General features: G+C 57.7%; 26 protein-coding genes and 1 pseudogene. 14 read left to right on the top strand and 13 right to left on the bottom strand.

Annotated elements, in window-relative coordinates:
- The first annotated feature begins 160 nt into the window (after positions 1-160).
- The 3 genes from speB (DHN60_RS21610) to DHN60_RS21600 all read left to right on the top strand — a co-directional run bounded on the left by speB (DHN60_RS21610) (position 161) and on the right by DHN60_RS21600 (position 2,495).
- Positions 161-1,129 carry an agmatinase gene (gene speB / locus DHN60_RS21610; RefSeq protein WP_108839375.1) on the top strand — a complete coding sequence of 323 codons (969 nt, stop codon included), beginning with the start codon at positions 161-163 and terminating at the stop codon, positions 1,127-1,129.
- Positions 1,119-2,066 (top strand): agmatinase, encoded by a 948-nt coding sequence (gene speB, locus DHN60_RS21605; protein ID WP_108839374.1) that lies wholly within the window; start codon positions 1,119-1,121, stop codon positions 2,064-2,066. The genes speB (DHN60_RS21610) and speB (DHN60_RS21605) overlap by 11 nt, the downstream gene beginning before the upstream one ends.
- Before the next feature lie 105 nt (positions 2,067-2,171).
- Positions 2,172-2,495, top strand: coding sequence for a DUF1499 domain-containing protein (locus DHN60_RS21600; RefSeq protein WP_234423743.1), 324 nt, complete (start codon positions 2,172-2,174; stop codon positions 2,493-2,495).
- On the opposite strand, the gene DHN60_RS22770 is transcribed toward DHN60_RS21600, so the two are convergent.
- Positions 2,439-2,726: a hypothetical protein gene (locus tag DHN60_RS22770; RefSeq protein WP_108839373.1), complete on the bottom strand. Its 288-nt coding sequence runs from the start codon at positions 2,724-2,726 to the stop codon at positions 2,439-2,441. The genes DHN60_RS21600 and DHN60_RS22770 overlap by 57 nt on opposite strands.
- 61 nt (positions 2,727-2,787) lie before the next feature.
- Here DHN60_RS22770 and prfA point away from each other — a divergent pair, with 61 nt between their 5' ends.
- The 3 genes from prfA to DHN60_RS21580 all read left to right on the top strand — a co-directional run bounded on the left by prfA (position 2,788) and on the right by DHN60_RS21580 (position 5,447).
- Positions 2,788-3,837, top strand: a complete 1,050-nt coding sequence (prfA, locus tag DHN60_RS21590; protein ID WP_108839372.1) for a peptide chain release factor 1 — start codon at positions 2,788-2,790, stop codon at positions 3,835-3,837.
- 17 nt (positions 3,838-3,854) lie between these two features.
- Positions 3,855-4,670, top strand: coding sequence for a peptide chain release factor N(5)-glutamine methyltransferase (gene prmC / locus DHN60_RS21585; RefSeq protein ID WP_108839379.1), 816 nt, complete (start codon positions 3,855-3,857; stop codon positions 4,668-4,670).
- Between the two features lie 201 nt (positions 4,671-4,871).
- Positions 4,872-5,447 (top strand): DUF4167 domain-containing protein, encoded by a 576-nt coding sequence (locus DHN60_RS21580; protein ID WP_108839371.1) that lies wholly within the window; start codon positions 4,872-4,874, stop codon positions 5,445-5,447.
- A gap of 5 nt (positions 5,448-5,452) precedes the next feature.
- Here the strand turns inward: DHN60_RS21580 and rsmA are convergent, their stop codons facing one another.
- The 6 genes from rsmA to lptF are packed head-to-tail and all read right to left on the bottom strand — an operon-like array spanning position 5,453 to position 12,883.
- Entirely contained in the window at positions 5,453-6,295 is an 843-nt protein-coding gene (rsmA, locus tag DHN60_RS21575) for a 16S rRNA (adenine(1518)-N(6)/adenine(1519)-N(6))-dimethyltransferase RsmA (RefSeq protein ID WP_108839370.1), read from the bottom strand.
- Positions 6,292-7,257, bottom strand: a complete 966-nt coding sequence (gene pdxA / locus DHN60_RS21570) for a 4-hydroxythreonine-4-phosphate dehydrogenase PdxA (protein WP_108839369.1) — start codon at positions 7,255-7,257, stop codon at positions 6,292-6,294. The genes rsmA and pdxA overlap by 4 nt, the downstream gene beginning before the upstream one ends.
- Positions 7,254-8,498: a peptidylprolyl isomerase gene (locus DHN60_RS21565; RefSeq protein ID WP_108839368.1), complete on the bottom strand. Its 1,245-nt coding sequence runs from the start codon at positions 8,496-8,498 to the stop codon at positions 7,254-7,256. Before DHN60_RS21565 ends, pdxA begins: the two co-directional genes overlap by 4 nt.
- The gene (locus DHN60_RS21560; RefSeq protein WP_108839367.1) at positions 8,495-10,672 is read right to left on the bottom strand and encodes an LPS-assembly protein LptD; all 2,178 of its coding nucleotides are present in this window, start codon (positions 10,670-10,672) and stop codon (positions 8,495-8,497) included. The genes DHN60_RS21565 and DHN60_RS21560 overlap by 4 nt, the downstream gene beginning before the upstream one ends.
- The gene (lptG, locus tag DHN60_RS21555; protein ID WP_108839366.1) at positions 10,665-11,762 is read right to left on the bottom strand and encodes an LPS export ABC transporter permease LptG; all 1,098 of its coding nucleotides are present in this window, start codon (positions 11,760-11,762) and stop codon (positions 10,665-10,667) included. Before lptG ends, DHN60_RS21560 begins: the two co-directional genes overlap by 8 nt.
- Complete coding sequence (lptF, locus tag DHN60_RS21550) at positions 11,759-12,883, bottom strand: LPS export ABC transporter permease LptF (RefSeq protein ID WP_108839365.1); 1,125 nt, start codon at positions 12,881-12,883, stop codon at positions 11,759-11,761. Before lptF ends, lptG begins: the two co-directional genes overlap by 4 nt.
- A 152-nt stretch (positions 12,884-13,035) precedes the next feature.
- Here lptF and DHN60_RS21545 point away from each other — a divergent pair, with 152 nt between their 5' ends.
- Both DHN60_RS21545 and DHN60_RS21540 read left to right on the top strand, forming a co-directional pair.
- Positions 13,036-14,508, top strand: coding sequence for a leucyl aminopeptidase (locus tag DHN60_RS21545; RefSeq protein ID WP_108839364.1), 1,473 nt, complete (start codon positions 13,036-13,038; stop codon positions 14,506-14,508).
- 1 nt (position 14,509) lies between these two features.
- Complete coding sequence (locus DHN60_RS21540; RefSeq protein WP_108839363.1) at positions 14,510-14,965, top strand: DNA polymerase III subunit chi; 456 nt, start codon at positions 14,510-14,512, stop codon at positions 14,963-14,965.
- A 9-nt stretch (positions 14,966-14,974) separates the two neighbouring features.
- Here DHN60_RS21540 and DHN60_RS21535 read toward each other — a convergent pair whose 3' ends face one another.
- The 3 genes from DHN60_RS21535 to DHN60_RS21525 form a co-directional block, all read right to left on the bottom strand.
- Positions 14,975-15,556 (bottom strand): TIGR02281 family clan AA aspartic protease, encoded by a 582-nt coding sequence (locus DHN60_RS21535; protein ID WP_108839362.1) that lies wholly within the window; start codon positions 15,554-15,556, stop codon positions 14,975-14,977.
- Positions 15,557-15,586: 30 nt separating this feature from the next.
- Positions 15,587-16,207: a MarC family protein gene (locus DHN60_RS21530; RefSeq protein WP_108839361.1), complete on the bottom strand. Its 621-nt coding sequence runs from the start codon at positions 16,205-16,207 to the stop codon at positions 15,587-15,589.
- Positions 16,208-16,298: 91 nt separating this feature from the next.
- Positions 16,299-18,143, bottom strand: coding sequence for an ABC-F family ATP-binding cassette domain-containing protein (locus DHN60_RS21525; protein ID WP_108839360.1), 1,845 nt, complete (start codon positions 18,141-18,143; stop codon positions 16,299-16,301).
- Positions 18,144-18,188: 45 nt separating this feature from the next.
- Between DHN60_RS21525 and DHN60_RS22880 the strand changes: the two genes are divergently transcribed.
- From DHN60_RS22880 to DHN60_RS21505, 4 genes are all read left to right on the top strand, one after another.
- Positions 18,189-18,830 carry an MFS transporter gene (locus DHN60_RS22880; protein WP_108839359.1) on the top strand — a complete coding sequence of 214 codons (642 nt, stop codon included), beginning with the start codon at positions 18,189-18,191 and terminating at the stop codon, positions 18,828-18,830.
- Positions 18,761-19,369: an MFS transporter gene (locus tag DHN60_RS22875; RefSeq protein ID WP_108839358.1), complete on the top strand. Its 609-nt coding sequence runs from the start codon at positions 18,761-18,763 to the stop codon at positions 19,367-19,369. The genes DHN60_RS22880 and DHN60_RS22875 overlap by 70 nt, the downstream gene beginning before the upstream one ends.
- Before the next feature lie 72 nt (positions 19,370-19,441).
- Positions 19,442-19,864: a nucleoside-diphosphate kinase gene (gene ndk / locus DHN60_RS21510; protein ID WP_108839378.1), complete on the top strand. Its 423-nt coding sequence runs from the start codon at positions 19,442-19,444 to the stop codon at positions 19,862-19,864.
- 160 nt (positions 19,865-20,024) lie between these two features.
- Positions 20,025-22,040, top strand: coding sequence for a DUF3604 domain-containing protein (locus tag DHN60_RS21505; protein ID WP_306416026.1), 2,016 nt, complete (start codon positions 20,025-20,027; stop codon positions 22,038-22,040).
- Positions 22,041-22,159: 119 nt separating this feature from the next.
- Here the strand turns inward: DHN60_RS21505 and DHN60_RS21500 are convergent, their stop codons facing one another.
- Both DHN60_RS21500 and DHN60_RS21495 read right to left on the bottom strand, forming a co-directional pair.
- The gene (locus DHN60_RS21500; RefSeq protein ID WP_108839357.1) at positions 22,160-22,492 is read right to left on the bottom strand and encodes a TfoX/Sxy family protein; all 333 of its coding nucleotides are present in this window, start codon (positions 22,490-22,492) and stop codon (positions 22,160-22,162) included.
- A gap of 222 nt (positions 22,493-22,714) precedes the next feature.
- Positions 22,715-23,641, bottom strand: coding sequence for an aldose epimerase family protein (locus DHN60_RS21495; protein ID WP_108839356.1), 927 nt, complete (start codon positions 23,639-23,641; stop codon positions 22,715-22,717).
- A 569-nt stretch (positions 23,642-24,210) separates the two neighbouring features.
- Between DHN60_RS21495 and DHN60_RS21490 the strand changes: the two genes are divergently transcribed.
- Both DHN60_RS21490 and DHN60_RS21485 read left to right on the top strand, forming a co-directional pair.
- Positions 24,211-24,750, top strand: a complete 540-nt coding sequence (locus DHN60_RS21490; protein ID WP_108839376.1) for a CHAP domain-containing protein — start codon at positions 24,211-24,213, stop codon at positions 24,748-24,750.
- A gap of 829 nt (positions 24,751-25,579) precedes the next feature.
- Positions 25,580-26,428: an aldo/keto reductase gene (locus DHN60_RS21485; RefSeq protein ID WP_108839355.1), complete on the top strand. Its 849-nt coding sequence runs from the start codon at positions 25,580-25,582 to the stop codon at positions 26,426-26,428.
- Here the strand turns inward: DHN60_RS21485 and DHN60_RS21480 are convergent.
- Positions 26,343-26,627, bottom strand: a pseudogene (locus DHN60_RS21480) (transposase); the annotation flags it as partial. The gene DHN60_RS21485 and the pseudogene DHN60_RS21480 overlap by 86 nt on opposite strands.

Here is a 26,627-nt window from a genome sequence, read left to right as displayed (position 1 = left end):
CCATGTACAACTTCAATGACGAGATTGCTCCGATTGGGGCGTCGTTCTTTGCCCGCCTGGTCGAAACAGCGCAACCGCGCGCCTGATTGGGGGCTCTGCCCCCGGCTTCGCCTCCCCCGGGATTTTTTTGAATCAGAGAAGATGAAGGACGCCTGACCATATGGCTTTGGAAGATGCAAAGAACGAGATGGACCACGCGTTTACGCGCACCGATTTAAAGGGGCCGTCATTTGAGTTGACCTTTGCTGGGGCGACGTCGTTTTTGCGGCGCCGGTATAGCAAAGACCTGAGTGGCGTGGATATCGCCGTTACGGGTGTTCCTTTTGATCAGGCTGTGACGAACCGCCCCGGCACTCGACTGGGACCGCGTGCGATCCGAGAGGCATCGGCCTTGCAAGCGCCGGACCCAGCCTATGGCTGGCCCTTTGATGTGATGAGCGAGCGGGTGATTGTGGATTATGGCGATCTGGCGTTTGATTATGCCAATGTGCCGTCTTTCCCAGGCCTTTTGACGGCTCACATCAAGGGGATACTTGAAGCAGGTGTCGCCAGCGTCGTGCTGGGCGGAGATCACTATATCTCGTTTCCCATTCTCAAGGCCTATGCGGAGAAGTTTGGTCCGATGTCGCTGATCCAGATCGACGCCCATACGGACACATGGGTCGACGACGACATGGACCGCGTGGATCATGGCACGATGTTTTACAAGGCTGTGAAGTCTGGGATCGTCGATCCCGCCACCTCTGTGCAGATTGGCATTCGTACCAGCAACGAGGACACGCTGGGCGTCAATATCATCGATGCCCGAGAGTTTCATCGCATTGGCCCCGAGGCAGCAGCGGCACGTGCCCGCGAGATCGTTGGGGATCGCCCATGTTATCTGAGCTTTGATATTGATGGCCTTGATCCCGCCTTTGCCCCCGGAACCGGCACGCCGGTTTGGGGTGGCCTTAGCTCTGCACAGGCTGCTGCCTTGTTGCGCGGTCTGGCTGGGGTGAACATTCAGGGGGGCGATGTGGTTGAAGTGTCGCCTCCCTTTGACACAACGGGTGCGACGGCCATTGCCGGGGCGCATGTGGCTGTGGAACTGTGCCAGTTATTGGGCTGGAGGATGCGTGGTGGAGCCTAAGAACCAACCGCTAAGCGGCAACGACCTGGCCCGCTTTTCCGGACCCGGGACATTTATGCGCTTGCCCAGCAGCAATGAGTTGCACAAGCTTGACGTGGCCATTCTGGGTGTACCCATCGACATCGGAACGTCATGGCGCTCGGGCACTCGGTTTGGCCCTAAACAAGTCCGCAATGAATCAGCCATGATCCGGCCCTACAACTTGCAAACGGGGGCGGCACCTTTCGACAGTCTTCAGATCGCAGACATTGGCGATCTGGCCATCAACACCTTTTCCCTATCCGACAGTTTGCGCATTATTTCAAATAGTTATGATGCGATCCTGAAGAACGATGCCGTGCCTGTCGCAATCGGAGGGGATCATTCCATCACTTTGCCCATATTGCGCAGTATCGCCCGGCGCCATGGGCCTGTGGCATTGGTCCATGTGGATGCCCATGCGGACGTAAATGATGAAATGTTTGGCGAGCGGGAATGCCATGGCACCGTGTTCCGCCGTGCCTACGAAGAGGGTCTGATCCAACCGGCTAAGACGTATCAGATTGGGCTGCGGGGCACCGGGTATTCAGCCGAAGATTTTACCGAGGCGACTGGTTGGGGTTTTCAGCAGTTCCCGGCGCATGAGTTCTGGGGTCGGGATCTGGGTGCACTGGGTGCAGAAATCCGTCGCGATATCGGCGACGTACCGACATACATTACCTATGATATCGACAGCCTTGATCCCGCCTTTGCCCCCGGTACCGGCACGCCTGAAATTTCTGGACTGACGACGCCACAGGCACTTCAATTGATACGGGCCCTGCGCGGGATCAACGTGGTCGGCTGCGATCTGGTGGAAGTATCCCCGCCATATGACACCAGCGGCAACACGGCGCTGACTGGGGCCAATATCCTTTACGAGCTACTGTGCATTCTGCCAGGCGTGACCTATCGGTGATTTTCCAGAGGTTTAGAGATGAAGGTTGCCATGTATATAGCTGGCTTTATTGTATTATTTGTTGTTCTTCTGGTTGTATATATACGCTTTGCACCATCGGATGCGGTGCGTTGGCATCAACCGATTGAGGCCACGGCAGATGCCACCTTTGCCATCGGGGCAATCCGCGTACTCGCCGCAGACACTGCCAGATTTGAAAAAACAGACAACGTAATGCGGGCGTTGCCACGCACTCAGCTTCTGGCAGGGTCACTGGAAGATGGGTTGGTGACTTATGTGACCCGATCACAGCTTTGGGGCTTTCCTGACTACACCACCGTGCAGTTCGAAAACGGGACGCTCAAGCTGTTTGGCCGCTCGCGGTTCGGCAGGTCAGATCTTGGGGTTAATGCCGCCCGGCTCACTCAGGTTGTCGCCACCATCAAGTGAGGAACTGAGGCAACCTTTTTGCACTTCGCGCCACATGGGCACATTTAGTGACATCTGGCATTGGGCCATAAACATGCGCCCATCCACTTGCAAACAAACGGTTTCGCCCAGCTCAACCCGATTGCGTTGCTTGTCAGTGCAATAACATTCAACCGTTTTGCCAGAAGGTGACGTAACATCAGCCAGAACAGGGCTGGCCATAAGAGCGGTGAGAAAAATGGCGCGTAGCATGAACTGATTATAGCACAGTCCGCCCCTTGACCAAAGCCCCACCTTGTCGCACACCCGGCCCATGATCCCACAGGACCGCCTATTCCAGATAAGAGACCGCTTTCAGTACCTTGAGGCGGCCATGTCTGATGGGTCCGGCGATATTGCGGCACTGGCCAAGGAGTATTCCGATCTAAAACCCGTTGTGGCGCAGATTGAGGATTACATCGGGCTGGTCGAAGGGATTGATGATGCCAAGGCCATGTTGAGCGATCCAGATATGGCTGAACTTGCTCAGGAAGAGGTGGAGCGTTTGACCCAGGCGCTGCCTGCCGCCGAAGAAGCGTTGCAGATTGCGCTGTTGCCCAAGGACGCAGCCGATGCGCGCCCTGCAATGCTTGAGATTCGTCCGGGCACAGGGGGCGATGAGGCGGCATTGTTCGCGGGCGATTTGCTGCGGATGTACCTGCGCTATGCTGAGGCTCAGGGCTGGAAAGTTGACATCATCGAAGAGCAGGCGACCGAATTGGGTGGTATCAAGGAAGTCGTCGCACACATCACGGGGCAAAACGTCTTTGCCCGGATGAAATACGAATCCGGTGTGCACCGGGTACAGCGGGTGCCGAGCACGGAAAGCGGGGGGCGCATTCACACCTCCGCCGCAACGGTTGCGGTGCTGCCCGAAGCAGAAGAAGTCGACATCGAGATTAACGCCAATGATATTCGCATTGATACCATGCGCTCGTCCGGCGCCGGTGGCCAACACGTGAATACAACCGATTCCGCTGTGCGTATCACCCATTTGCCCAGCGGCATCGTGGTGACCAGCAGCGAAAAATCCCAACACCGCAATCGTGACAAGGCGATGCAGGTTCTGCGTGCCCGCCTTTATGATCTTGAACGGGGCCGGGTGGACAGTGAACGATCAGCAGATCGGGCCGCCCAGGTGGGGTCGGGTGACCGCTCTGAGCGCATCCGCACATACAACTTTCCCCAAGGCCGCATGACAGATCATCGCATCAACCTGACCCTTTATAAGCTGGATCAGGTCATGCAGGGCGATCTGAACGAAGTGATTGATGCGCTGACTGCAGACGCACAGGCACGTTTGATGGCGGAGATGGGCACGTGACCACCGCCGCCGAAGCCATGGTGGCTGCGACAGCCCGCTTGCGTGCCGCTGGTGTGCCTGATCCTGCGCGCGATGCGCGCGTGCTTCTGGCCCACGCGGCGCAAGTGGATGCAGCGCGTGTCACCTTGATCGCGCCCGAGGATATCGCGCCGGACATTGCCGAACGCTACGACAATCTTGTGTCATTGCGCGCTGTGCGCGTCCCTGTCAGTCATTTGATCGGCAAGCGCGGGTTTTACGGACGCAGCTTCAAGGTCAGCGCGGATGTTCTTGACCCGCGCCCCGAAACAGAAACCGTAATCGAGGCGGCTTTGGCAGAAGATTTCTCCCGAGTGCTTGATCTTGGCACCGGATCGGGCTGTTTGCTGGTCACTTTATTGGCCGAACGCCCGGATGCGCATGGGGTTGCCGTTGATCTGAGCGAAGTGGCCTGTCTTCAGGCGAGTGCGAATGCAGTGATGCACGAGGTTGCGGAGCGTGCACAGATTCTCAATGGCAGCTGGTTTGATCCCGTCGAGGGGCGTTTTGATCTGATCGTCGTAAACCCGCCCTATCTTGCAGTCTTTGAAATGGACGAGGTCGCGCCGGAATTGCGTGATCATGAACCGCGCATGGCGCTCACGGATGAGGGTGACGGTCTGTCGGCTTACCGCGAGATTGCCGCTCTTGCGGGCAGCTACCTGACGTCTCAAGGTCGGGTCATCTGTGAATTCGGGTCAACACAGGGGGCGGACGTCCGCGCCATCTTTGACGCAGAAGGGTGGGGCGATGTACGGCTCTTGCCCGATCTGGATGGCCGACCTCGCGTTTTGGTTGCAAGAAATCCGGCTTAAGCCCGCCAAAAATGGCCAATAGTCACCTTTTGGACTTGTCCCGGCCCCAATGTCATGCTTATTCATTGCGAAGATGCCAAGGCCGAGGGTCGTGTAATATCGTGGCATCCTATCCTCAAGATCGCCGAGACAATTTGAACTGGTGCAAAGACGTGCCGCGGTTGATCAAAAAATGACACGCTGAGAGCGGAACATACTTTCATGAAATCTTCGAGATCACGGTCACGGTCTAAGAACAATCGCAACCGCAACAATAACAACAGCGGTGGCAACGTCATAAACCGTGTCTTTGACAGTTCAGGTCCAGAGGGCAAAGTGCGCGGCACGCCCCAGCAGATCATTGACAAGTACAATCAGTTGGCGCGCGATGCGCAACTGTCTGGCGACCGGGTCGCCACAGAGAATTTCCAACAGCACGCCGAACATTACCTGCGTCTGCTGAGCGAAGCGCAACGAGAAATAGATGCGCGGCGCGAAGAACAAGAGCGTCAGAACCGCGAACGCCAGGCAGATCGTGACCGTCAGGCCGAACGAGACCGGGAGCGCAACGCTCACAAGCAAGAGGCCGCCAGCGAGCCGAGTGCTGATCCTGCGCTGGCCCCGCAGCCTGATATCGTTGAGGCGGACGGCGAGAGTGGTCTGGTCGAGACACCAGAAAGCCAACCCAAGCCAAAACCACCGCGCAGCCGCAAACCGCGTAACAAGCCCGCAGCCAAAGCGGACGATGCCTCAGAGCCAGTACAAGACGGCGGTACAGCCCCCGAAGCGGCGGAATAAGTGCCTTAGCGGGCGGCCACCGCCCGCGCCAGCGCACAGAACGCTTCAATCGGCACCTGTTCAGCCCGCTCGGTCGGTTTGATACCTGCGACATGTAACCTGTCTTCGATATCAGCACCCAGCCCTTTAAGGGCTGCGCGCAGCATCTTGCGCCGCTGGTTAAAGGCCATGGCGACCACGCGGGACAACACGTCCGGGTCGGCCTCAAATTTTGGGGCGGGAAGGGCGGTCAGGTGCACCACCGCGCTTGAGACCTTTGGGGGTGGCGTGAACGCTTCGGGCGGCAAAGACATCGCAATCCGCGCATCGCATCGCCATTGGGCCAGAACAGCCAGACGACCGTAGGCCTTGGACCCCGGCGTTGCCACAATCCGTTCGGCCACTTCCCGTTGGAACATCAGCGTCAGCGATTGCCAGAATGGCGGCCAAGTGGGGGGCGTGAGCCAACGCACAAGCAGTTCGGTACCCACATTGTAAGGCAAGTTGGCTGCAACACGGATTGGCGGCGTCAGGTGAGCCAGCGGATCGATATCAAGCGCATCACCTTCGATGATGTCCAGCTGGCCCGGATAGCGGGCGGCGATCTCTTCCAGCGCCGGCAGGCAACGGGCATCTTTTTCAATGGCCAGCACTTTGCGCGCGCCTTCGGACAGCAGCCCACGCGTGAGACCGCCGGGGCCGGGACCGATTTCCAGCACGTCTGTACCACTCAGATCGCCAGCCTGTCGCGCGATCTTGGCCGTGAGGTTCAAATCCAGCAAGAAATTCTGGCCCAGCGATTTGCGCGCACTCAACGAGTGATCCGCAATCACCTGGCGCAGCGGAGGAAGATCATCGATGGCGCTCATGATCCTGCCATCTTTGCGGCCAGCCGGATCGCTTCGATCATACTTGTCGGATTGGCGACCCCTTTGCCAGCAATATCAAAGGCCGTGCCGTGATCGGGCGAGGTACGGATGATCGGCAGGCCCAGCGTCACGTTCACACCGCGATCAAAGTCGAGCGTCTTGATCGGGATCAAGGCCTGATCATGGTACATACAGATCGCCGCGTCGTAGCCAGAACGGGCCGCAGCATGGAAGAGTGTGTCACCCGGCCATGGGCCTGTAACGTCTGTGCCAGAGGCTGCGACCTCGGCCACGAGCGGCACGATCCAATCGAGTTCTTGCCGCCCCATGGCGCCGCCTTCGCCCCCGTGTGGGTTCAGGCCCGCCACAACCAGCTTGGGCTTTGCGATTCCGAACTGCGTGCGCAGGCCGTGGTCCGTGATTTCGATGGTGTGGCGCAGAAGGTCGGGTGTGAGGACGCGGGGTACCTCTTCAAGCGCGATATGGATGGTGGTGGGTACAACGCGCAGCGCGTCGCTTGCCAGCATCATAACGGCACGCGGCGCATCTGTGAGGGCTTCAAGGTATTCAGTATGACCCGGATATGCGAACCCGGCACCGTCCATAAGCACCTTTTTGTGGATGGGCGCAGTGCAGATGGCAGACACAACGCCCGTTTGTGCAAGGTCCACGGCGCGCGCAATGACGTCGATGACGCCTTGGGCATTTTCTAGGGTGGCTTGGCCGGGCTGGACAGGCGCGGCAAAGTCGTGGCGCAGAACGGGCAGGGCATCAGCGCACACTTGAGCGGCCTTGTCTGGCGTCTCAATCTCTGCAACCGGAACGCCTGCAGGCAAATGGCGCGGATCGCCGATCCAAAGCATCGTCACCTCTTGGCGCAAAGCGGCCCAAGCGGATGCTGCAACCTCGGGCCCGATGCCTGCGGGTTCGCCACAACTGATTGCGATCAGAGGCGTACTCATTCGAAAACGGTGATCGTCGCCTCGGCGGCCAGCTGTTTCAGCAGGTTGTCGGAAAATGCGGTCAGGCGTTGGTTGCGCAGTTGATCTTCGATGGCGTCACGGTCGATCTCTTGATCCTCTTCCAACACTGGGCTGCGTCCGCATAGCATCAAAAAGACAAGCGTTTGCCCCTCTGAGCGGGTCAGCGTGTAGGAGATTTCACCAGGATCGAGCTTGGAGAGTTCAAAGGCGATGTCTGCTGGGATGTCTTTGGGAGCCAAGCTGCCGCGTTCGAGGTTTGTCGCCGGCTCGCCTTTTGCGACGCCGTAGAGGTCGTCACAGCGGTCAACCTGCGCCGCAACCTCGCGGGCGCGGCTCAATCCTTCAGGCGAACGGCCACCGGCAATGTAGTAGGCTGCATATTCGATAGTTGAAAACGTGCGGCTGGGCGATCCGGTTTCGCGTATGTCGCGCAATTGGAACAGGGCAACCGCATCGGGGATGGGCAGAGGGGCTGTGACCTCACCTGGACCAAGCGCCAGCAAAAGGGGCCGCAACACCGGCGGCAGATCGGTGAGCGCTGTCCATGGCAGGCGTCCACCATCGTCGCGGGAGGCAGTGGCTGAAAAGCGGCTCGCGAAATCGGAAAACTCGGCCTCACTGGTGCTCTGCGCAATCACTTCCGCTTGTTCCATTACCAGCTCAGCATTCTCGGGTGGGGCCGGGATGATAATTTCGGACACGAGCACTTGAATGCCACTGATGGTCGTGCCCCCGGCGACGGCGCTGTCAATCTCGCGTTCGCTGATCTGCACCCGGCCGCCAAACCGGGCACGAATGTAGTCGCGCCAGATCAGTTGAGAGGCCACAAAGTCGCGAAAGGTTTCTGCGGCGATCCCACCTTCTTCCAGAGCGGCGATGAATTCTTCGGAGCTGAGTTCGGCACGGGACGCAAACTGGGTCATCCCTGCTTCCAATTCATCGGGCGTAAGAGAAACGCCGAGTTGCGAAGTTTCTGCAAGGCGCAGGCGGTCTCGGATCAACTCCTCGATGACTTCGGCGCGCGTACCGCCTGGAGCGTTCAAAGCCTGCAAAAAGAGGATACGTTGTTCGACTTCGAATTCCGTGATCACCGCCTCGTCGACTTTGGCAATAGGAGCGAACAGATTCTGCGCTTGAGCCACGCCAAATGAGGTCATCAGCGCGACAGCACCAATGGCACATTTCACCTGGAGTGATTTTACGATTGTCTGACTGCTCATTTCGTATGCTTTCCGCATGATCTTGCTTCGACGCGCTCACCGGTATTCATCGAGAACCCGTTCAGGGACACTGTTAACCCCAGACTGGTGGAGGGCTCAAGAGTTGTCGAGTCTGCAAAGCTGCGTTTGACGCGCACGCCGACGCGCACACATTCGTTCTGGTAGATCAGTCCGGCCTCGGCTGTGGCAGTCCGCCCTGCTACGATGTCGTAACGCATGTCCAAGCCAACGGTCCAGTTCCGGTCAATCCGGTATATCCCGTCAAATTTGATTTCCCCGATGTCGTCGAACTGTTCAATCGCCGGGTCCTCATCGATCCAGATATAGCTGCCACCGACATTCAGCCGCTGATTGCTCCAATTGCCGCGCAGTTCGGCCTTGGTGACGTCAAAACTGTCGTCAAAAAGGGTGCGTCCGGTCAAAGCAAGACCGCCCTTCAGGCGCAACTGGCCGCTCAGCAGAAAATCGGATTGGGTGCCCGACAGCCCCGAACTTGAGGTAAAGTCGGGTTGTGCGTCCTGCCGCAGGATTTGGCCGCCGGTGACGCTCATAGACCAGCTGTCCGGGTCAATCCGGGACCAGGTGGCGCCAATTGCGGCGGACCAGCCACGCTCACGCCGGTCCGGCGCGGGAAAACGGGACAGGCTCAGAAAGTTGCCCTGGTCAAATTCGACCCGCGTGCTTTCTTCGTTGGGGGTGGTCAGCGTGTCGCCGCCAATCCAGGCCAATTGCGCGAAAGGTTCAAGGATGTGGCGTGCGCCGTCCCCGCCCTGCTTGACCATGGGATAGCGCAGGATCAGCGCAGCGGTCGGCGACAGTTCGCTTTCATCTTCAGGCGACGTTGCATCATCGGTCACCTCGTACACGCCCCCGACGATGCCCAGACGTGTTTGCGCTTGCAGACCACCGATCTGGAACGTGCGCAGCCATTCGGCCTCGACGTTGAGACGCAATATATCGCGGCCGTCGACCACACCGTCGCCATTTTGGTCAAAGTCGACCGAAGACGGGCGATCATGGGCATGAGCCTCAGCCGCAAGGCGCAACTCGCCGCCAAGCGCGCTGGGAAACAACCGTTTTTCATAGAGCGCCTCGATCACGTTCGAAGGCAGAACGTTGTCGTCTTCGTCATCGCGCAGGGATTTGAGGTTGATGTAGGACAGCCGGATAAATTCATCACGGCGCGCCCGGCTGATCTGGATCTGACTGTCCAGACGGTCGCGGTCGGAATAGTCATAGTCGGACAGGTAAGCGTCATCCGACACCAACTCGACATCGAATTGCAGCCGGAAGTCCCGTTTCACATCAAACCGCCCCCCCGCAAACAGGTATCCGCGGGTGTCATCGGGCAGCAGTTCGTCCTTGGACACGGCGCCCTCAAAAATGATCTCTCCACGCACGAATTTTTCGCGGTACCGGAATTCGAGGGTGCGGGTGTTGTTGGACAGGTACGGCGTGAGTGTCAGGTCGCGGTGCGGATTGAGCGCGATGAAATAGGGCAGCTTGAAGCCCGTCCCAAGCCGTGAATCCGAGCGTATTTCAGGAAGCAGCACGCCTGTGACCCGTGTCTGTTTCTGATCCGGCACCCGCAGGCGCGGCCAGTAAAACACTGGGACAGAGCGAATGCGCAACTGTGCGTGATCAAAGTAGATCTGCTGGCCCTGCTCATCATAGACAACCCGTTTGGCGCGGATCTGCCACAGCGGCGGGCGCGGGTCGTCGGCGCAAATGGTGCAGGAGGTGACCACCGTCTTGTAAAGCTGGGTGTAGCGTCCGTTGACCCGGCTGGCCTGTACAGCGGCAAGCTGCAATTGTTCGTTCAGCACAAGGCGCGCGCCCAGGAGCAGCCCGTTTTGCATGTCGCGGCTCAGTTCCGCCTGATCGGCGAGAATCCTGAATCCGGTCCCATCGTCAATGGAAATTGGACCGGTCACAGTCAACCGCCCGGTGTCCGGATCATAGGCGATGGCTGTCGCGGTCAGCCGGGTCTGGCCTTGAAATGCCTCGACGTTGCCTGTCGCAATCAAACGTCTGTGCACAGTGATCTGGATATCATCTGCCACCAGAACAGCCGGACCCATTGGCGCGACGTCCTGAGCTGAAACGCTCAATGCATAAAAGACAAAGACCAGCACGCTGGCCCATAGTCGCCAAAGTTGCCGCGCGCTATCCATCTTCCGTCCGCAGTAGCAACCCAAGACCCAAAAGCACGGCTGCCAAGGGAGCCGCCCATGCCGAGAGCAACACGGGGATCTGTCCGTTTTCCCCTAAAATCTGTGCGAAACTACGAATGAAGTACAAACTGAATCCCAACAAAACCGCTGCCAGCACCGCTGCGCCGGTCCCCCCAAACCGGGTATGGCGCATGGTAAAGGCCGCAGCAATAAGAACCATGGCCACAAGGAAAAGCGGGCGAGCCAATTGTGATTGTAGCCACACCTCATGCTTGCGAGCAGAAAACCCAGCCAGCTCCAATTGGGTGATGAATTCGCGCATATCCCAGATTGAAACGCCTGTCGGCGTGCCCAGGGATTCGCGTATCCGGTCAAGTGTGAGGGTCGACTCCACTTTTAAAATGTCATGCACCGCTGCCGTTGCTTCGGGATTAAGGCCAGAAGCAAGCGGCCAGACCTTTGCGTTGCGCAACGACCATTCGCCATCAAGCAGGGACGCGCTGGCAGCCTCAATCCGCCGGGCAGGGCCACCATCACGTGCATAGGCCACAAAGGTCACATCATAAAGAACAGAGGCATCCGCATTCGAACGGGCCGCACGGATCACAGTTTGCCCAGACGTATCGCCTTGGCGCAACCATAACCCATCCTCTGATACCGACAGCGCCGATATCCCGCCCGAGCGGTAGCCATCTGCCAGCGTCGCATAGCGTTTGGACGTTGCGGCCACGATTGGGCCCAGCGTGGAGGTGGCGAACACCCCAATAATAAGGACCACAAAAACCGGAGATAGCAATGCGCGCATCGCCGAACGACCCGTTGCCCGCGTGACCACAAGTTCCGAGGAACGGGCGAGGGCCAGAAACAGACTGATGGTGCCGAGGATCGTGATCAGCGGCAGCATCTGGTCCAACGTTTCGGGCACATTCAGCAGCGTTAATTCCGCTAGTCTTGCAAAACCAATATCGTATTCCGCAAACCGGCGCGTCTGGTCAAATAGGTCTACCATCACCACAAGCGCCGTCAGCACCCCCGCAATCACCAGCAAGGACACCACAAACCGACGTGCAAAGTAGAGATGCAGGATCATGTTGCCTCCTGAACTGTTCGCCTAAACAGCCGCCCGCCAGAGACCCACCAGAGCAATCCGCACACAATTAGTCCACCCAGCATCGAGGGCGTATAAAGGATCGGCCACATCCCGGCGTTGCCCAATACAGGCCCAGAGATACTGCCCCGCATGCTATCCAGTGCAACCAGTAAAACAAAGGCAAACAAAATCTCGCGGCGTACCCCAAAGCGTGAGTACCCCCCCACCAGCAACGTCGCAAAACCGATGAGCGCTGTAACAAGGCAGAACGCGGCACGCGCGAACCGACTGTGCAGTTCTTCGGCCACCATACCCCTGGATACACCAAGCCGCTCTGCGGTCCCGTCCCAATCTGTCAGCAAATGATTGCTCGTCTCATAGGGAAGACGCTCAACAATTTGTTTTTCGGTCTTGATCAACGACGTGATGTCAAAGCTGAAGTCTTGAAACTTGGCGGTCGAAAGACTGAAGGTTTCCTCGATCAGCCTTTGAGCCAACCCATCCAACATGATCAAAGACGTCCCGGAGGTGTTGCGCACTAGATAAGCCTCGGACGCTGTGTAAATCATGCGCTGTTTTGGATTGCGCCGGTCAGACAAGAACACATCGCGCAACACACCGTCCTGATCGACTCTGCGGGTATAGAACGTCACCCCATTGGCCGGGCTAAGGAACTCGCCCTCGGTCAGCAATCGCGAGGTAATGTTCTTGGAAATTTCGACTTCGCGCTCGGCCAGTTGTTGGGAGGCGATGGGTACGAGTGCGTGAGACAGCAGCGACATCATCACCGCCGAGATGAGGCCAAAAACAGCAACGGGCCGTGCCAATCGCCAAGGCGAGGCGCCAGTCGACATCATCACTGTCAATTCGCTTTCATTGCTCAACCGATTGGTCACGTAAACAGATGCGGCAAAGGTTGCGATGGGCAACACACGGGTGATCAGCACCGGTAGGCCAAGGGCCGAAAACTCCAGAAACACCAGCGCCGTCTGACCATCACCAATCAGCCGGTCAAACAGCCGTACTGCGCGGTTGATCCAGAACACGGCCACCAGCACGAGGGCGAAAAACCCAAACAGCCACATCAGTTGTGACAGCATGTATCGGTCAAATCTGACCAAGGAGACCTCCGGGTTTGCCTGTTATGGCTTTTGCGCCGTTGCGTTTTGCGCAGGGTAGCGGATGGGGCAGTTCGGGAAAACTCTTTTCTAGTGCTGGTCAGAGGGGCAAGGGCGCGTTACCTCTGTCTGGATTTGAACATTCGGAGCCAACCATGACCGCCCTCACGCCACTGACCTTTACCGCCACCGACATTGACGCCCTTGCCACCGCAACCGGACGGGTCGCCGTGATCGTGGCCCCGGACGGCAAAATGGGGCAGGCCGCCCGGCGTGCCAATCGTCTGACCAAAGGGGCGATTGCCCGTTTTGTGGCCTCCGAAGGATTCGAGAAGATCAAGATGGGGCAGGTCACCACCTTAGCCTGGCCTGTTGGGATGACAGCAGAGGCACTGGATATTCTGTGCCTGCCACGCAATCCGTCCGTGGCCGAAGCCCGCAAAGCCGGGGCGACGCTGGCCAAACTGCGCGGTGGCAAGACAATGCTGTTTGCCGCCGATGGTTTGCGGCGCGTGGCCGAGGTCAGCTTTGGTCTGGTAATGCGCGATTACACGTTCTCAGATCACAAAAGCGACGCCGAAACCCACGATACGGCCATCACGGTCATGTGCGCCAATCCAGATGACGCAAGCACGGATGCAGCCCCTTTGTTGGCCATCGCCGAAGGCGCCTTCATGACCCGCGATCTCACCAACGAACCGGCCAACGTGCTAACCACAACTGAGTTCGCAGATCGTCTGGCCGAGATGAGCGCGCTTGGCCTTGAGGTCGAGGTGCTGGAAGAGGCCGATCTGGAAAAACTGGGCATGCGCACGTTGCTTTGTGTGGGGCAGGGGTCTGATAGCCCGTCGAAGGTTGTTGTCATGCAATGGAACGGCGGGAAAAAGGGCGAAGCCCCGTTGGCGCTGGTTGGTAAAGGCGTTGTGTTTGACACCGGCGGGATCTCCCTCAAGCCCGGCGCAGGCATGGAAGACATGACCATGGATATGGGCGGGGCCGGTGTTGTTGCCGGCACTATGCGTGCCCTGGCGTTGCGCAAAGCCAAGGCCAACGTGGTCGGCCTTGTGGGCCTCGTTGAAAACATGCCTTCGGGCAATGCAGTGCGTCCGGGTGACGTTATCACTTCGATGAAGGGCGACACGGTTGAGGTTATAAATACGGACGCCGAAGGCCGTTTGGTGCTGTGTGATGTGATGTGGTATGCCCAAGAGCGGTTTTCACCCGCCGGTATGGTCGATCTGGCGACGCTTACCGGCGCGATTATTATCGGACTTGGCCACGAAAATGCGGGCGTGTTTTCAAACAACGATGATTTCTGCAAATCATTCCTGAAGGCGGCAGAGGCCGAAGGAGAAGGCGCATGGCGTATGCCCTTGGGCAAGGCCTATGATGCCCTTCTGAAAAGCCGGATTGCGGACATGAAGAACATTGGTGGTCGTGCGGCGGGATCTGTCACAGCTGCGCAGTTTCTTCAGCGGTTCGTGAAAGACGAAACTCCCTGGATACACCTTGATATCGCTGGCGTCGCCTCGGTCAAATCAGCCACGTCGCTGGCTCCTGCCGGAGCGACGGGATGGGGTGTTATGGCGCTTAATCGCCTTGTGGCGGACGCCTACGAGACCGAGTGACATGGGCGTCGCCTACTTCTACCACCTGACGCGCCGGCCCTTAGAGGAAACGCTGGCAATGCTGCTTGGAAAGGCGTTGGGGGCGGGTTGGCGCGTTGCGGTACGCGGCACCGACGGCGCGCGCCTTGCGTGGCTGGATGAGCGGTTGTGGTTGGGAGCCGAAGACGGGTTTCTGCCCCATGGACTGGAAGGCGGCGCGCATGATGCCGACCAGCCGGTTTTGTTGACCACCGGCGCTGCGGCGAACGGTGCGGTTTGCGTCATGTGCATTGATGGAGCTGAAGTAACGGCAGACGAAGTCGCCGCGCTTGACCGGGTATGTGTGCTGTTTGATGGCAACGATATGGAGGCCTTGCAGGTAGCGCGCGGGCAATGGAAGGCGCTCAAAGACGCGGGCGCTTCGGCGCAATATTGGTCTGAAGAAAGTGGGAAGTGGGAGAAAAAGGCGGAAACGTAAAGCCTGAGCCTAGCGGCTGAGACGCATTTCACCGTCTGCAATCTCGATCCTGCCCCAGTTTTGCAGGTATCCCATGCCCAAGAGCGATTGCCACAACTCTCCATCGTTGACCACAGCCCGCACATTTGTGTCGGTATGTGGCCCGATGCTGACACTGTCCAGACGTACCGCGGCCGTGCGCACTTCGCCATTTGCGGTCGAGGCGCGACCCAAAAAGACCAGCGTTTCCGGTTCAAGCCCAGCGGTGGCTGCATCCTCTTGATTCAAAACGATGTCCGTGGCGCCTGTATCTACAATAAAGTCGATCGGCGCACCATTGATGTCGAGGGTGATGTAGTAGTGCCCATCGCGTCCGCGCGGGATTGTGATGGTGCCGCTTTCGTCAAAACGCGTTTGAGTCGGGTAGAGATCATCCTGAATATCACCCCACAGCCCCACGACAGCGATGGCGCCGACAAAAATCAGCGCCCACATGCCTGCCATTTGCAGGGTCTGGCTAAGTTTTAGTCGTGAGTTGAGCAGGAAGGCGCCACCAAGGACGATGCCAAGGATGCCAAGATAAATCAGTTGATCAATGTTCCCGCTGCTCATGAGGTCAATATAGGGTGTCGTCGCCCCATGTCAGCCCGCAAGAAGTCCGAATGCGCTCAGCCCGTCCAGAACGAACTGGACCGATAGGGCGGCCAGCAGCATCCCCAGCAGGCGTGTCACAACCGTGATACCGGTCTTGCCCAGAGCACGTTCCAGAAGACCTGAGGCCAGGAAAAGGACCATACAGACTGCCAACACCAGCGCCGTGATCGCAAGTACCAGCGCCAGTCCCTCAATCCCCGGTTTCTGACCGGTGAGCAGAATGACCGACGCTATGGCACCCGGTCCGGCAATGAGCGGAATGGCCAGAGGAAACACCGATGGGTCGTCGTGGCTGTCCTCACTCTGGTCTTCGCGCCGCTGGGTGCGCCGCTCAAACAGCATATCGAGTGCTGTGAGGAACAATAGAATGCCGCCCGCAACCCGAAACGCAGGCATCGAGATCCCAACAAAGCCCAACAGCGCCTCACCAAAAAGCGCGAAAGCGATCAGGATCGCCATACCAAGCCCGCAGGCGCGCAACGCGATGCGGCGGCGCTGGTTTTCGGGAACGCCTTGGGTCAACGCCACAAACAAAGGCGCAAGGCCGATGGGATCGATCACCACAAACATGGTCACAAAGGCGGTGATGAGGAAGGCTGTGTCGATCATCGGTTTTTTCTAAAAGTGCGCCTTGCGGCGCGTTTCTTGGTCTAGGCGGCGCTGCCCCCGTCGTCCTGTCGAACTTTGGGCCCGATCAAATTCAGGCTGTCTGCGCGGTTTCGAGCTTTTCGAGGTCTTTCATCCAGAGGGTTTCGGCGCGTTCCAACGCTTCCATGACCTCGGCATACTTCTTTTGCCAGACTTCCATCTCGCCGATCTTTGCGTCCTCATAGAGGTCCGGATCGGCCAGTTTCTTGGCCAGCTTGTCACGCATATCATTCAGCTTTTCTACGCGGGCTTCGGATTTGCGCGCCTCAGACTTGAGCGTCAGAATGGCATCGCGGCCAAGTTTCTTTGGTTTGGGCTTTTCCTGTGCAGCCTTCGGCGGTTTGCCGTCTGACAGCAGCATTTTGCGATAGGCCACAAGATCGTCCTCAAACGGTTTCACTGTCCCATTTGAGACCAGCCACAGCCGGTCTGCCACCAGTTCCAGCAGGTGCATGTCGTGGCTGACAAGGATAACGGCACCTGTATAGGCGGTCAGCGCAGTGACCAGCGCCTCGCGGCTTTCGATATCGAGGTGGTTGGTGGGTTCATCCAAGATCAGCATGTGAGGCGCATCTAGCGTCGCCAGCAGCAGGGACAGCCGCGCCTTTTGCCCACCAGAGAGCTTGCCAACCAGCGTTTCGGCCTGATCTGCCATCAGTCCAAAGCCAGACAGGCGCGCGCGCCATCTTGCTGGGCCTTCTTTGGGGCGTTCGCGGCGCAAGTGATCCAGCGGTGTTTCGTCGATGAACAATTCGTCCACCTGATGCTGGGCAAAATAACCAATGCGCAGCTTGCTGGACTTGGTGAACTTGCCCGACATGGCAGGAAGGCGATCGGACAAAAATTTGGACAGGGTGGATTTGCCCTGACCGTTTTTGCCCAGCAGCGCGATGCGGTCGTCTTGATCGATGCGCAGGTTCAGTTTGGACAGAACTGTGGTGTCGCCATAACCAGTGGACGCCCCGTCAAGGTGGATGATCGGGGGCGAGAGTTCTTCGGGGTTGGGGAAGTCGAACCGCTTGAGGCCAGCCTCTTGCGGTGTCGTGATGGGTTGCATCTTTGACAGCGCTTTGAGCCGCGATTGGGCTTGGCGCGCCTTGTCGGCCTTGTAGCGGAACCGGTCCACATAAGATTGCAAGTGCGCGCGGCGCGCATCCTGTTTCTTGGCCATCGCCGCCGCTACGGCCAGTCGTTCGGCCCGTTGACGGGCAAACTGATCGTAAGGCCCGGAGTAATAAGTGAGCTTGCGGTCTTCAAGGTGCAGGATTGCGCCAACGGCCCGGTTGAGCAGGCCTCGGTCGTGACTGATGATCACCACCGTGTGCGGGTATTTTGCGAGGTAGCTTTCCAGCCACAACGCCCCTTCAAGGTCGAGGTAGTTGGTTGGCTCATCGAGCAGCAGCAAATCGGGTTGGGCAAAAAGCACAGCCGCTAGAGCGACACGCATCCGCCATCCGCCCGAAAACTCCGAGCACGGCATGAGTTGTTCGTGATCATCAAAACCGAGCCCCTTGAGGATCGTGGCGGCACGCGCCTCGGCACTCCATGCGTCGATATCCGTCAGACGAGTCTGGATTTCGGCGATGCGGGCGGGATCATTGCTGGCGTCCGCCAGCAATTCGGCGCGTTCGGTATCTGCGGCCAAAACTGTGTCGAGCAGCGAGGTGGCAGAGGCTGGAACCTCTTGGGCCACGCCGCCAATACGCGCGCCAGTGGGCAGAGATATATCGCCACCTTCCAGCGCCAATTCGCCTCGGATCAGGCGGAACAGCGTGGTCTTACCTGTGCCGTTACGCCCCACAAGGCCAACCTTGTGGCCTTCGGGGATGACGGCGCTCGCGCCCTCGAACAAGGGGCGGCCTGCAACGGCGTATGAGATATCAGAAATGCGCAACATGTGCGCGCTCTAGCAGAGGCGAACGGGGCGTGCTAGCCCCGTGCGATGACCAAAACACCCCCCCATCTTGTGACCCTCGTTTTGCTCACTGCACTGACAGTGCTGACGCTGAACATGTTCCTGCCCGCACTGCCTGCGATGCGAGAGGTTTTTGGAGTGTCAGAAGCTGTGATGGGGCGTGCGATTTCACTCTATATGCTGGCTGCGGCCGTGTTGCAGCTGGTGTTGGGCCCGCTGTCGGATCGGTTCGGGCGGCGGCCTGTGATCCTTGGGTTGTTGGGTGTGTATGTCGTGTCTTCTGTGATGTGCTTGCTGGCAGATAACATCACAATGTTCTTGATTGCGCGCACGGGGCAGGCGGTTGCAGTCGGGGGCGGCATTCTTGGGTCTGCTGTGGTGCGAGATTTGTACAATGGGCGCACGGCAGCGGCCAAATTGTCATTGATTGCCTCGGCGATGGCTGTGGCGCCTATGCTTGCCCCGATGTTGGGTGGATTGCTTGAGGCTGCTTTTGGCTGGCGATCGGTCTTTGTCACATACGCGCTGTTGGGCGCGGGGCTGCTGCTGTGGTGTTTGCGCGATCTGGGAGAGACGCACCATGGTGAGGGGGGCAGCGCATGGCGTTTGGCGCCTTGTTCCAGTCTCGTCTTTTCTGGACCTATGTGTCGGTGCAAGCCTTTGGGGTAGGGACCTTTTACATCTTTCTGACGGGCGCACCGTTTGTGGCCGCAGACGTGTTTGGGTTAAGCCCGGCACAGATTGGCATCGCGTTGGGGTCAACGACGGCTGGGTTCATGTTGGGCGCGGGGCTGTCGGCGCGATTGGTTCAAAGGCTTGGGCCTTTGCGCCTGATCCTGGTAGGAAGAGTGTTTCCGCTCGTCGGCTTGGGCGCGGCCTTGATCTACTATGCAAGTGGGGGCGGGCAAGTGCTGCCGCTGTTTCTGGGCACTGTGACGGTGGGCATCGGCAACGGGCTGTCACTGGCCAATGCCAACGCCGGTGCCTTGTCTGTGCGCCCCGATCTTGCAGGCAGTGCGTCGGGTGTGAACGGCGCCGTTTCGCTCAGCCTTGGGGCCGCGCTAAGCTGGGCGACGACCGCAGTCCTCAGCCGGTCAGCCACGCCTGAGGCTTTGCTCTTACTGATGCTGGCGGTGGTGGGTGTGGCGCTGTGCGCTGCACTGGTTGCCGCGCTGTGGGACCGCGAGGAACAGGGGTTTTCAACGTGAAAATCGCATGATAGCTGGGCGCAGAATTTCGCGCCCGGGATGGTCCTGCGCGCTGCTGACACGGAGAGACCCATGGCCCTCGAACGTACCTTTTCCATCATCAAACCCGATGCAACCCGCCGCAACCTGACAGGCGCAATCAATGCCAAGTTCGAAGAAGCGGGCCTGCGCATTGTCGCTCAAAAGCGCATCCACCTGACCAAGGCCCAAGCCGGTGTATTTTACGCGGTCCACGCTGAGCGTCCGTTCTACGACGAACTGTGCGAATTCATGGCGTCGGCCCCAATCGTTTGCCAGGTTCTGGAAGGCGAAGGCGCCATTGCCAAGAACCGCGAAGTGATGGGTGCCACAAACCCAGCTGACGCTGCCCCCGGCACAGTCCGCGCAGAATTCGCTGAATCGGTTGGCGAAAATTCGGTCCACGGATCGGATGCGCCTGAAACAGCTGCCGTGGAAATTGCGTATTTCTTCTCTGGGCTTGAGCTGGTCGGCTAAGCCACAAAGAACTATTGAAGATCGCGAGGGGTTGCAGCAAATGCTGCGGCCCCTTTTTCTTTTTGGAGTCTGCGTGTCTGACCGCAAACGGATTTGCCGCAATTGACGGGTTAAGCCCATCGCACACCTTTTTCCAAACGTTTCTCGGTTAGGGGTCGTTGTGCCCATTAAGTATTTGTTGAGTGACTCAATAAATGCCGACTACACTCGTTTTTACAAAAACGTGATAACCTGGGAGATCGCCGTGCCACACTCAACTCTTCATATTTCGTTTTCAAAAATTGGCGCGTGTGCGGGCCTGGCGCTTGGTTTGTCGGTCTCGTGTGCATCAATTGTTGCCGCACAGGAGTTCCAAACTGCACAGGAAAATACAGAAGTCGTTCTCGCGCCCGATGCTTTCTCGCCCTACGCAGGCCGCAACTTTCCCCAAAGACCACTTTGGGGGGACTCGCACTTGCATACGTCTGTTTCGGTTGACGCCGGGACTATGACGCGACTCTCTCAGGAACAGGCATTCCGCTTTGCGCGCGGCGAAGAAGTGACGACAACCCATGGGCTGCGTGCAAAGCTGTCACGGCCGCTGGACTGGATCGTGGTGTCTGATCACGCTGAGATGTACGGCCTTATGCCGCAGCTATTGGCAGGGAACGCAGAGGTGCTGGCCACCGAGAAAGGCAAGGCCTGGTATGAGGCGCTTACCGCTGGCGACCCACAGCTGGCTTTCACCACAGCCATGGAGATCGTCGCGTCGTTGTCAAATGACGAGCCGCCAATCAACAACCCCAAGGCGATCAAACATGCTTGGGAAGAATACACCAAGACGGCCGATCGCTTTAACGTGCCTGGCGTGTTTTCTGCCATCATTGGGTACGAATACACCACAGAAGGGGCGAACAATCTTCATCGCAACGTGCTGTTCCGTGACGGGCAGATCCGGGCAAATCAGACCCGGCCCTTTTCTCAATATGATAGTAAAAACCCGGAAGACTTGTGGACGTTCCTGGCCGAATACGAAGAACGAACCGGTGGCGAAGTTTTGGCGATTGCACACAATGGCAATCTTTCAAACGGACGTATGTTTTCGATGAATGCCTATGATGGTTCGGAACTGACTGAGGAAATTGCGAGCCTTCGCGCCCGATTTGAACCGCTGTACGAAGCAACACAAATCAAGGGCGATGGTGAAGCCCATCCATTCCTGAGTCCTGACGACGAGTTTGCGGATTTTGACACATGGGACGCGGCCAACCTGAATGGCACCGAGCTAAAGAAACCAGAGATGCTTGCTGCGGAATATGCCCGCGAAGCGTTGAAGCGCGGTATGCTCATTGAGCAAGAGCTTGGGGTGAACCCGTTTAAATTCGGCATGGTCGGCGCGACGGACTCGCACACCGGTATGGCAACAGCGCAAGAAGATAACTTTTTCGGCAAACACTCTGGTGTTGAACCTGAGCCGAACCGTTGGGAACACTTGGTGATCGAAGCGCCGGATCCTGATCTTTCGATCTATGGGTGGAAACAGGCGGCAGGTGGCCTTGGCGCGGTTTGGGCAATGGAGAACACCCGCGAGGCCATCTTTGACGCCATGCAGCGCAAAGAGACGTATGCGACGACCGGTTCGCGCATGGGGGTTCGGTTTTTCGGAGGGTACAATTTCACCCAAGAAGATGCTGCACTTCGCCTGCCCGCCGACGCAGGCTACAAAAAAGGCGTGCCGATGGGCGGTAATTTGAACGCCGCACAGGAGGGAGAGCGCCCGTCATTCCTTGTTGCCGCAATAAAAGATCCGCTTTCCGGAAACCTTGACCGGATCCAGATTGTCAAAGGATGGGTCGATGCCGAGGGTGAAACGCAGGAGAAAATTTACAACGTGGCGTGGTCTGGCGATCGCAAACTTGGTGAAAACGGGAGCCTGCCAGATGTCGGCAACACAGTTGATGTTGAGAACGCCACGTGGACCAACTCTATTGGTGCTTCCGAGTTGGTTGGTGTTTGGGAAGACCCTGATTTTGATCCGACACTACAAGCCTTTTACTACGCGCGGGTTATCGAAATCCCGACGCCCCGTTGGACAGCCTACGAAGCAAAGCGTTTTCGCGTCGAGATGCCAGATTACGTCCCAATGATCACAACGGAACGCGCATACACATCGCCGATTTGGTATGCTCCAAGTTAAAGGTCAGAAAAGCTGAACCCAATTGGCGGTTGCGATGTAACGACCTTTTTTTGTTCGAACAACGCAGGTGGGAATGTCCACGTAACCAACCCTTAAAAAAGTTGGCATTTTCGATAGTTCTATCCGCGTTTTGCAACTACGCCGATCTCGTTCAGTGTGCGTTCGAACTCGGACAAATCCTTGTCAAAACTGCTTGCCTTGATCGCATCAAAGCGAACGCGCAGGGCCTTTTTCTCTTCCCCTTTGCAGTCATTCCACGGTCGGCCTTGCAACCCCATGACCAAAACGTAGTAGCCGATGAAATGTGGGCGCGTACCGGATTGTAGCAGTTTGGCATAGGCGGCGTCCGCGCCAAGTGCGCGTAGGGTTTCCGCGTCGGGGATGCCCGCAGCCGTACAAGCGGCGTCCATCGCCGGTCCGAGATTGCGTATCGTTGAGACAGGTGTTCCCATGGCACAACTTTAGTGCGCCGTGCGTGCCCTGTCACCCGGGCTTCAGAGGCTCGCGTAGTCCGTGATGATTGGCACCGGCCTGGGTTTTGGCGGAGGGGTGAGAACAGGCGCGGGCGTGCGCGGTTGGATTGGCATAACACTGCCTTTCATAGGCGCCATCCACTGTGATGGCTCCTTGTTCAAACACATGGATTTGCCGGGAGCGGGGCGCAATTGCGCAGATTATGTGACAGTGTCGAGGTGATATAATGTGATCTGGCGATAGGGTCGTTCGGGTGTGCACAATACACTTGGAAACCCCTTATGGTTTACTGCATCCGGCCACCCTTGAGGTTCCAGCGCGAGGCCCGCCCCGGGTTCGATCCCCGTGCCCGGCAAGGTCGGCAGAAACGCCCCTGCATAGACCTGTAATCCCGGTTCCGTGCTGTCGATCCGCAGGCGCAGGCCATCTGCACCGGTCAGCGTAGCAACTGGCTGTGCAGGTTCAACGCGGGTGTTTGAGATGCAAAAGTTGTGATCAATCCCACGGTGGGGCGCAGCGGCAGTGCGGTGGTCGAACGCGGTGTTCGCAACGGGCGCAAGTGCGCCCGTTGGCAGGTTTTGCGCATCGATGGGCAGATAGTGGGTCGCGTTGATCTGTAGTTTGTGCGCTGATGCATGGCCGAGGCGCCAATATGGGTGATGGGCGCAGGCCGCAGGAGTTGGCCGTTCAGTTGTCATCGAAACCTCAAGGCGCAAAGTCGCCCCTGTGATCTCATACACGACATCCACCTGCCGCGCACCGGGCAGTCCGCCCGTTCCATCTGCCAACTCAAGCCGGAATGCCACGAGGCTGTCTTGCTGCTCAGTGAGCGCCCAATCCTGCCTGTCTATCCCGTCGGGCCCCGAATGCAGCGCTGTCACCCCATTTTCATTACACGGCATCTGATAGCGTCGCCCGTCCAGATCAAACGCACCGCCCCGGACACGGTTGGCGATCGGCCCCACGATGGCCCCAGGATAGCAGTCACGCCACTCAGGATGCTGATCCGCATCCGCACGCAGAACCAGCGAAGGTCCGCCGTCCAGATGAAGCGTTTCCAGACGAGCGCCGTTGCGGGACAGAGTGGCGCGCAGCCGGTCTGATCCAATGGTGATCTGATTGCTCATGATCGCACCTTGGCAGTGCAGGGGATGGGTGATGTGCGCATAAGGTAGGGCAATTCATTGGGTTTCAGTTGTGGGTTAGCAAAGTTTGCGTGGGAAATCCGAAACTTTTTGGGGGCGAAAGTGCATATGAATGCCTTGAGCACAATACAGTAGCCTGGTTGCCGCCATGCAGTGAGGTTTCACGATATTTTAGCGATCAGCCCAGCTAGGTGGGCTTTGTTTGCCGTCATTGATCTGACGGGTGTCCTGACCTTTGGTTCCACATCCCGAAAGGAAGGGAGCATTCGAAATTCCGATGTCTTCGGTCACATTGTCCGCACGGAAGTCATTTGGGCAGACCGGAAAGAATGACTGACCTCAGCCCAGTGCAGACCCCTTGTTCTATCGCTGTGTTCGATACGAAGGGCATTCATACGTTTCTTAGATCGGCCATAGACCCAATGGCGGCAAAGGGGATTGGCAAAAACTCGCCACAGACTGTGCGGGCATACTTTTATTCCTGTCTCGATTGCCGTAAAACGCGCATTTCACACAGGCAACAAAGCTTCTTGCAACGCATCGCACGCAAAATGAGACTGGTTGGGGCACGCCCGTCTGCGATCACCCGGACGGTGGTGGCGCTGGTATTGTTTGGCTTCCTCTCCGCCTGCGCTCAAAATCCGACGAACGACGTAATTGATCAGAAACGCCAAGCGTTCGCGCTGACTGAGGTCAAGCGAAAGCAGGCCCAAGGGCACAGGGTTTGGTGTGTGCCTTACGCTCGAAACCTGAGCGGCATCAATATTCGCGGCAACGCCAAGGAGTGGTGGGGTAAAGCGCACAATACCTATGAGCGCGGCGACGAACCGGTTGTCGGGTCGGTGATGTCGTTCCGGGCCACACGAGGAATGTCGTTGGGCCATGTGGCTGTCGTGTCTGATATCTTGACCGATAGGGAAGTCATCATCAACCACGCCAACTGGAACCGGAACGAGGTGTCCTTGGAAATGGGTGTGATCGATGTGTCCAAAAACAACGACTGGTCACTTGTTCGGGTCGAAAGCCGGCCTGGCCAGTATGGCAAGCCCTATCCGGTGAACGGTTTTATCTATCCGAACGTTGGCGGGTAGTTAACACAACGTCTCTGCGCATCTGCCGCGATCCGGCGAACGCCTATCAGTGATATGTAAGCATTTGCGCGCGCGCATCTCTTTGCTTCCACCCCGGAAAAAGATGCGGCTGGCCTGTGTTCGTTCACGCAAGGGTAAGGCGACATGAGAGCCTTCCGTAAATTCAGTTTCTGCGGTTCTTACTTCCAAAACTGTAGTTTTCGTTCACACAGACTTTCAGCGTAATTCTGTGCTCCGCTTCCCATGCTCGAAGAGGCATCTTTTGTGTAATAGCTGACGCAAATGTCGTAAGGCGAAAACTTGGAAAGCAGCCACACGCCCAAGCAAGCAAAGACAGCAACCAAAATAACGGCTGCCAAAATCCCTCTGTTTCGCACTTTAAGGCTCCAAGTTTGTGACGAGTGACCAAACTGGTCTGAACGTCAAAGTATGCAGGTTCGGTGGTTGAATGCTACCGAAATGACACACGAACGAACCCATCCGTATTGCCCGAACGGTCGGCCGGATGCGCCCAGATTGCCGCGCTGCAAACAGTAGGAGCGTCCGCAACACCGACGATGGTTAACCCCGCAGCGCACTGTGACTTGCAATGGGCGCTACAACTGGTTGGGTGACCGTTGACTTCGCAAGAAAAGCATCCTTGGCATTTCCCTGTTGAGGGCAAAGATCGGGAAAGATCGTGGCCGATCAGATCAACCGGCTGACACGGCACTGCGACATCCAGAGACCAAGGAACTAAAACGGGCGGGCAGGGGGCCGCGATCAAGAGGGATTGTCAAACAACGGTGGCCTGACTTACTCAGATCGGGGTTACTCGAGAGGCAACAGAATGAAACAGCGCAAACTTGGACAGAATGGGCCGCTCGTCAGTGCAGTTGGCTATGGCGCGATGTCTTTTACAGATTTCTACGGCCCGGCTGTGGATGCAGACTCTCTGAAGGTATTGGATGCCTGCGTCGAGATGGGGATAACCCATATCGACACCTCAAATGTCTATGGCATGGGCCGATCTGAAAATGTCATAGGCGAATGGCTGCGCGCGCGGGGCGGCGAAAACCCATTTACCATTGCCACGAAGGTGGGGATCACAAGAGATCCCGAACACCGCTTTAACAATACGACCGAGCATTTGACCCAATCACTTGACGAGAGCCTTAAGCGGCTCGGGGTGGAGGCGATCGACCTCTATTATATCCATCGACGCGACCCCCGGCACGAGATCGAGGAGGTGACCGAGACGATGGCCAGCTTCGTTAAGGCGGGCAAGGTCAAGGCCATCGGCTTTTCCGAAATCGCTCCTTCGTCGCTGCGACGCGCCCATGCGGTGCATCCAATTGCGGCGGTACAGTCTGAATACTCGCTTTCCACCCGTTCGCCCGAGATGGGCCTTGTCCAAGCTTGCGCGGAAATTGGCGCCACGTTGATGGCATTTTCACCTGTTGGTCGCGCATTGCTGACAGATCGCCCACATCACGCCGAACAGATCGAAGTTATGTCTTTCTTGCAGGGCAACCCGCGTTTCATGGAACCAAATCTAAGCGCTAACCTTGGATACAATGAGAAATTCAGGGCCCTCGCGGCAGATATGGGTATGGAGCGCCGCGAGAGTGCTTCATGCCTTTGTCCTGCAACCATTCAGCCAGTTCTCCAGAGACGTAGCTGGATCCGTTGTCGCTGAGCAGACGCGGCTTGTGGATGACGTGAACCTGATCGCAACCGGATGCTTCCAAAGCCAAGTCCAGCGTGTCCGTCACGTCTTGTGTCCGCATGTTGGTGCAGAGTTTCCACGAGATGATGTAGCGGCTGTAATCGTCCAAGATCGTGCTGAGATAGAACCACCCCCAGCCGATGATCTTCAGATAGGTGAAGTCAGTCTG

This window comes from Tateyamaria sp. Alg231-49, from assembly GCF_900143535.1.
Taxonomy (GTDB): domain Bacteria; phylum Pseudomonadota; class Alphaproteobacteria; order Rhodobacterales; family Rhodobacteraceae; genus Tateyamaria.
Note: the sequence above shows the minus strand (reverse complement) of the source record. Positions and strands in the feature narration are given on the sequence as shown.